Genomic DNA, 6,946 nt, shown 5'->3' with positions numbered 1-6,946 from the left:
AATTTGGATCAGATCGTTATGAGTCTACGGCCTAGATACCGCACCGGAAGCGATTGCGGTATGACGTCATTCAAACGAGCTGCTTGGAATGTATGCTACGTGCTCGTGCAACCACTGAAATGTTAGCATAAAGCGCTGGCAACGGCTGGATGATAGCTGCTTTTCAAATCAGACCAAAGCTTCGGATTGCAAACGCTTCGAAGTCGACCGGCTCTCTTCACAGCACGTAGCATCTACAACTAATAGCATTTATTTTCCGAAGCTTTTTTTGCAATCCGCATAATGTCTTATCAAAACGAAAAGTCTTTCTACCCATATTGTCACTTCTGACATGTCTTTTGAGCAATTTCACTTATATATGTTGCCACAAGTTTAGAGTACCTCTAGGTACAGCTCGGGAGGAGCCATCGGTTTTGTGGTAGCAGTGATACTTCACTGTTTCAGCCATTAAAGCGGGTAGGAAAGAAGCCAGGAAGCGGAGCTTCTTGATTGTCTCTGACCTGCTTCTACCGTTTGAAATGTTGAACATTGGGCCGAGAGCGTGAACCTCAAGTTGAAGAACCATCATGACATCTGGGACATTGTTGACGCAAAAAGCGCTGACTATTTCGAACTGAGCGATACGGTTTGGGATAACCCGGAAACGAATTACGAAGAATATAAATCAAGCGACGCACATGCGGCACAGCTTGAAGCCGAAGGCTTCCGTGTGCAGCGTGGTATTGCGGGCCTGCCAACCGCTGTAATGGGAGAAGCGGGTGAAGAAGGTCCGGTCATCGCCATTCTGGGCGAATTCGATGCGCTTCCCGGTTTGAGCCAATTTGCCGGTGTAGCGGAAGCACAACCGATTGAAGCGGGCGGCAATGGACATGGCTGTGGCCATAACCTGCTTGGTTCCGGTTCCCTTCTGGCAGCTGCTGCAGTGAAAGAATATCTCAAAGCCAATGGCATCAAAGGGCGTGTCCGCTATTATGGTTGCCCCGCTGAAGAAGGCGGATCGGCCAAGGGCTTCATGGTGCGCGAAGGCTTGTTCGACGATGTCGATATTGCTTTCTGCTGGCATCCGGCACCTTTTGCGGGCGTCAACGATCCGGTTTCACTGGCTTGTAACGAAATCAATTTCAATTTCACTGGTCGGGCCGCTCATGCCGCATCCGCTCCGCATCTTGGGCGCAGCGCGCTTGATGCCGTGGAACTGATGAATGTTGGCGTCAATTACATGCGCGAGCATATGCCGTCATCAGCACGCATTCACTATGCAGTCACAGATACGGGTGGTTTTGCCCCCAATGTCGTGCAGGCAAAAGCCAGCGTGCGTTATCTGATCCGTGCGCTTGATCTGCCGCAAATGCAAGTTTTGCTGGAGCGCGTCAAGAAGATTGCCGAGGGTGCGGCTCTGATGACAGAAACAACGGTGAAGAGCGAGATTGTCAGTGGTGACGCCAATCTTATTGGCAATCCGGCGCTGGAACAGCTGATGCAGCGTGAGCTTGATCGCCTTGGTCCGCCGGTTTTTGATGATCAGGATCGCGAAACGGCAAAGCGTTTTCAGGCAACACTGACCAAAGAAGACATTTCCGATGCATTCCGTCGCTTCGGTGTTCAACCAAATGCTGAAATTGCACTTTGCGAAGGTATTTATGAGCCTTACAAGGGCGATAACTCGCTTGTTGGTTCAACGGATGTGGGCAGTGTAAGCTGGGTTGTTCCGACTGTGCAGATGCGCGGTGCAACATGCGCAATCGGTACGCCGCTTCATTCATGGCAGATGGTGGCGCAGGGTAAATTGCCTGCGGCGCATAAAGGCATGGCCCATGCCGCGAAGATTATGGCAAGCACAGCGATAGAGTTGTTCCGCAACCCGGAGCAGATCGATAAAGCCAAGCAAGATCATGAAAAGACGCTGAATGGCGCTGTTTTTGTGAATCCGATCCCGGATGATGTTCAACCAGCCTTGCCTGTTTCTGATAAATAAGCACCAGCCTACAAGAGATACCCGGAAAACAAGATGACGTTTATTCCCCTATCCCCCACACGGCCTGAGGCATCATGAATGCTTTTTTCGATATTCTGAGCTTCGGGCCTGACGGCTGGGGCCATGTGCTGATGATGGCGACTTTGGTGACGATTTCGCTTGCGGTGCTGGGTTTTCTGCTGGGCGCAATCATCGGTGTATTGGCGGCCTGGGCAAAGATTTCCGGCGGACGCACGCTGCGTGGTGTTGCAGATGCATACACCACAATCATTCGCGGCATTCCCGACCTTCTGGTCATCTATCTGTTCTATTTCGGCGGTAGTGCCGCTGTAACAGCAATTGGACGTTTCTTCGGCGCGCAGGGCTTTGTCGGCTTTCCGGCATTCCTTGCCGGTGTACTCGCAATCGGTATTTCTTGCGGCGCCCATCATACAGAAGTCTTCCGTGGTGCATTTCGTGCGGTTTCAAAGGGTGAGCTTGAAGCAGCCTCTGCTTGCGGCATGGGGCAAGCACTTAAGTTCCGTCGCATCATTGCGCCGCTCGCACTTCGTCATGCGCTGCCGGGTCTTGGCAATGTCTGGCAGGTTGCACTCAAAGAATCCGCGCTGATTTCGGTTGTCGGCGTGGTTGATATTCTGCGTCAGGCGCAAATTGGTGCAGGTTCGACCGGCTTGCCGTTCAACTTCTACCTGATCGCCGGTGCGCTTTATCTGCTGATTTCATCGGTTTCCGGCACCATCCTGCAAAAGGCGGAACGTCACTTCTCGCGCGGCGTCCGGAGGGCATCATGAACCTTCAGTTCTATACCGAATCCTTCATGCAGATGATGAGTGGCGTGCCGCTGACCCTTCAGCTTGCGGCAAGCTCGATTGTCTTTGGCGCTATTCTCGCTCTGCTTTTTGCGCTGATGCGTCTGTCGGGGATTACCGTTCTCGACTGGATTGCGCGTCTTTACGTGTTTGTATTTCGCGGCACACCCCTGCTGGTTCAGATATTCATTATCTATTACGGCCTCAGCCAGTTTCCGTCAGTGCGTTACTCGTTCCTGTGGCCTATCCTGCGTGAGCCATATTGGTGTGCGATCATTGCGCTGACTTTGAACAACGCAGCCTATGCCAGTGAAATTATTCGTGGTGGTTTGTTGTCAGTTCCCAGTGGCCAGATAGAAGCTGCAAAAGCCTGCGGCATGTCTCGGTTCACAAGCTTTCGCCGCATCATGATGCCGCTCGCTATCCGTCAGGCGCTGCCGGGCTATGGCAATGAAATGATCTCCATGGTCAAAGCAACGTCGCTCGCTTCCATCATTACATTGATGGAAGTAACCGGCATAGCCGCCAAGCTGATCGCGGAATCTTATCGTGCGATTGAAGTGTTCGTTATTGCGGGCGCCATCTATCTCGCCATCAACTTCGTTCTGACACGCGTGCTTATGTTCACTGAATACAAGCTTACGCCTTATCTGCGCCAGCCTGTTGTTAAGATCGCTACCGAAGGAAAAACATCGTGAGTAAACCTGTGTCACAAACCTCCCCGGTTGCACTGAAAGTTGAAAATCTGCGCAAGAGCTTCGGTGCCAATGAAGTGCTCAAGGGCATCTCTCTGGAAGCGCGCGAAGGCGAAGTTATTTCGATCCTCGGCTCTTCGGGTTCGGGTAAGTCGACCTTCCTGCGTTGCATCAATCTGCTGGAAACGCCGACTGCGGGTACGGTGACCGTTTCTGGTGAGACCATTCGCATGGCGAAGAACTCAAAGGGCGAAGCCTATCCGGTTGATAAGAAGCAGGTCTCGCGCATCCGCTCCGAGCTTGGCATGGTTTTCCAGAGCTTTAATCTTTGGTCACACAAGACCATTCTCGAAAATATCATAGAAGCGCCGATCTATGTTCAGGGCCGTTCGCGTGCGCAATGCGTGGAAGAAGCGGAAGCTTTGCTCGCTAAAGTTGGCATTGCCGACAAGCGCGATTTCTATCCAGCACATTTGTCTGGTGGCCAGCAGCAGCGCGCAGCCATCGCGCGTGCGCTCGCCATGAAGCCGAAGGTCATGCTGTTTGACGAGCCGACCTCCGCACTTGATCCGGAACTGGTCGGCGAAGTGCTGCGCGTTATGCGCGGTCTTGCAGAAGAAGGCCGTACCATGCTGGTTGTCACACATGAAATGGGCTTTGCCCGTGACGTGTCCAATCGCGTGGTTTTTTTCCACCAAGGCCTGGTCGAAGAAGATGGTGCACCTGAGGACGTATTCGGAAATTCGAAATCCGAGCGTTTCCGCAAGTTTATCAGCGTTGATAACGCAGCCTGATTATTTCAAACAATGCTGATTTATGCCAAAAGGCGTGTCAGCAAATAACTCTAATAAGGTAAGTCAAATGAAGACCACAGGATTGATCAAAGCCCTGTTCGTTTCGGCCCTGGTTCTCACAACCGCTTCTGCACACGCAGAAGAAAAGAAATGGGACAAGATAACGATCGCAACCGAGGGCGCTTTCCGTCCGTATAACTTCACCAAGCCAGACGGCACGCTGGATGGTTATGAAGTTGATCTCTACAAGGATCTCTGCGCGCGCATGAAGGTCGAGTGCACAATGGTTGCACAGCCTTTTGACGGCATCATTCCAGCACTCAATGCTGGCAAGTTCGACGCGATCATGGCTGGCCTCACCGCGACGCCAAAGCGTGAAGAAACCATCGATTTTTCAGTTTCCTATGGCTTGACGCCGCAGACCTTCGCAACGCTGAAAGACAGCCCGTTTGCCAAGCTGCCACACACTGGCGAAACACTTTATCTCGCCAAGGATGAAGCTGCTTCCCAGAAGGTGATCGATGAGGTTGCCGCTGAAATCAAGGGCCGCACCGTTGGTGTTCAAACCGCTTCGCTTGGTCTTTCGCTTCTCGACAAATATTTCAAGGATTCGGCTGACATCCGCGAATACAAGACCACGGACCAGCACGATCTTGACCTGAAGTCCGGTCGCGTCGATCTGGTTGTTGCCTCGCTGGCTTACCTTTCAGATGCTGCAAAGAAGCCAGGCAACGAAGACCTTGTCATGACTGGCCCATTCTTCAAGGGCGGCATTCTTGGTCGCGGTGTGGCTGTGGGCATTCGTAAGAATGAGCCAGAACTCCAGAAGATGTTCAACGAAGCCATCGAAGCAGCCAAGGCGGATGGTACGATCAAGACGCTTTCCGAAAAGTGGTTCGGTTTCGACGTTACCCCATAATCATTGGATAAAACGCCGCCTGATGGGCGGCGTTTTTTTGGCCGATAGAGTTTTACTGCAAGATATGTTTAGCAGGCGCGCACGATTAGAAGTGCATATATCAGCTGGCTGGCATCTTGGAGTGAGATGGAGCTTAACACCTTGTTTATAGGATCGAACCGCAGCATGTCTGTGCTGCTCAAGCGAGAGCGCTGATAATGTGTGGCGTGAAATCCGCGCATTCGTCGCTTGATATGTGGCAAAGCGAGCAAAATAGCAGTGCTTTTATTGCTGGTATTGTCGTCAACTAAAAGCGCATCAAGTCTGTTTCTAGTCGGCGGCGTCAAAGCAGTCAAATTTACTACGCTATTACGTTGAAAGTCCCGCGAAATTTTGGCAAGTGTAGATGTGAACCATTTGCGGGGGGAGATGCAGTGGCTAATATCCCTTTGACGCGCGGCCATTTCCTTCTTCCCTTTGCTGGAATTCTTGACGAAATTGGTGCACCAACCGCTTCTCTTTTAGAAAAATTTCGTTTGCCATCGTCTCTTGAAACGAAGAGTGATCTGTATATTCCGCTATTGCCGGCGATACGATTTATCGATAGTGCCCACAATAGTCAGGATATTGAAGATTTTGGCTTTTTAGCCAGCCAGCGGCTTCACTATTCCCATCTCAGAGAAAAAACCAGAGCTCTCATCGCCCATGCCCCGACACTGCTTGTTGCGTTGCGACATGCCTGCAATGAGGCCTCACGCGAAGACACAATCCTGAGCATGTGGATTGAGTATGACGATGATCATGTTCGGATTTGCAGCAGGCTTGTCGGGACAAACAAGCTCCTGCATCTATCTGGAACATGCGCAATGGCTTCAGAATATTTTCTCTGTCTACATCGTTCGTCAATTTGCAGGTGCCAACTGGGCACCGCCCGTCATGGCTTTTGAGGCGCATTACATGCCGGGCATCGCGACGCAATCGTTTTGGCCAAGCGTGCGCTTTCTGTCTGGACAGCACGCTTCCTGGATCAGCATACCCAACAGCTGTCTCAGTCTTTCCAATCTTTCTAACGAGTTGTTTGATCTGCCGCATGAGCACGAGGAGGGGCCATCTGGCTATGATTTGGTCGGAATTCTGAAATTAATGTTGCCACCCTATCTCGACGGAAGAGTTCCCACGCTTGCCCAGGTTGCAGAGATGGCCGGGGTCAGTACGCGTACCTTTCAGCGCAAACTCTCACATGTTGATTTGGTATTTTCCGACATAATCGATACCGTGAGATTTGAGCGTTCCAGCGCTCTTTTGCGCGATACTGATTATAAGATTATTGATGTTGCATTTGCGTCTGGCTACTCTGACCCGGCACATTTCAGCCGTGCTTTTCGCCGAATTTCGGGGGTTACACCACGTCAGTTTCGTGAGCAGTCGCGATGACTGTAAGTATATTTCATTTGTGAAATGTGAGTCTTTCTAAGTCGGCTTCTTTTCAATGACAGAAATACCAGTGTTGGCGCGTCTTTGGCACAAAATGGCAAGACTAACGTTGCGCCTGTGCTAGAAACGATTTGATTGAAATTTGTTGGCTGAGCAAAAATGATTGGCCAAACGCTGTTTAAACTAATCCGTGTTGCATCCCGTTATGGGGCATCGGAGTCGCTAATCACATTGAATGAAGAGGTAACCCATGTTCCGTTCGGTTGGGATCAGTCTCGCAGTTGCTTCCGTTCTATGGACCGGCAGTGCATTTGCTGAGACGTCAGGCAGCAAAGTTCCGG

7 protein-coding genes are annotated in these 6,946 nt (G+C 51.2%); all 7 read left to right on the top strand.

The features are described from left to right. Nucleotides 1-541: 541 nt before the first annotated feature. Nucleotides 542-1,975, top strand: coding sequence for a M20 family metallopeptidase (locus tag CEV31_RS20090; protein WP_094509927.1), 1,434 nt, complete (start codon nucleotides 542-544; stop codon nucleotides 1,973-1,975). Nucleotides 1,976-2,049: 74 nt separating this feature from the next. Then, on the top strand, nucleotides 2,050-2,766 hold the full coding sequence (locus tag CEV31_RS20085; RefSeq protein ID WP_094509925.1) for an ABC transporter permease: 717 nt from the start codon (nucleotides 2,050-2,052) through the stop codon (nucleotides 2,764-2,766). After that, the gene (locus CEV31_RS20080) at nucleotides 2,763-3,482 is read left to right on the top strand and encodes an ABC transporter permease (protein WP_094509924.1); all 720 of its coding nucleotides are present in this window, start codon (nucleotides 2,763-2,765) and stop codon (nucleotides 3,480-3,482) included. The genes CEV31_RS20085 and CEV31_RS20080 overlap by 4 nt, the downstream gene beginning before the upstream one ends. Further along, complete coding sequence (locus CEV31_RS20075; protein ID WP_094509922.1) at nucleotides 3,479-4,273, top strand: ABC transporter ATP-binding protein; 795 nt, start codon at nucleotides 3,479-3,481, stop codon at nucleotides 4,271-4,273. The genes CEV31_RS20080 and CEV31_RS20075 overlap by 4 nt, the downstream gene beginning before the upstream one ends. Nucleotides 4,274-4,340: 67 nt before the next feature. Beyond that, nucleotides 4,341-5,192: a transporter substrate-binding domain-containing protein gene (locus tag CEV31_RS20070; protein ID WP_094509928.1), complete on the top strand. Its 852-nt coding sequence runs from the start codon at nucleotides 4,341-4,343 to the stop codon at nucleotides 5,190-5,192. A gap of 413 nt (nucleotides 5,193-5,605) precedes the next feature. Then, on the top strand, nucleotides 5,606-6,118 hold the full coding sequence (locus CEV31_RS21385) for a hypothetical protein (protein ID WP_235818203.1): 513 nt from the start codon (nucleotides 5,606-5,608) through the stop codon (nucleotides 6,116-6,118). Between the two features lie 10 nt (nucleotides 6,119-6,128). After that, a complete protein-coding gene (locus CEV31_RS21380) occupies nucleotides 6,129-6,605 on the top strand; it encodes a helix-turn-helix transcriptional regulator (RefSeq protein WP_235818202.1) in 477 nt (158 codons plus the stop codon). The last annotated feature ends 341 nt before the right edge of the window (nucleotides 6,606-6,946 follow it).

The sequence above is a fragment of the Brucella thiophenivorans genome, from assembly GCF_002252445.1.
Classification (GTDB): Bacteria; Pseudomonadota; Alphaproteobacteria; order Rhizobiales; family Rhizobiaceae; genus Brucella; species Brucella thiophenivorans.
Note: the sequence above shows the minus strand (reverse complement) of the source record. Positions and strands in the feature narration are given on the sequence as shown.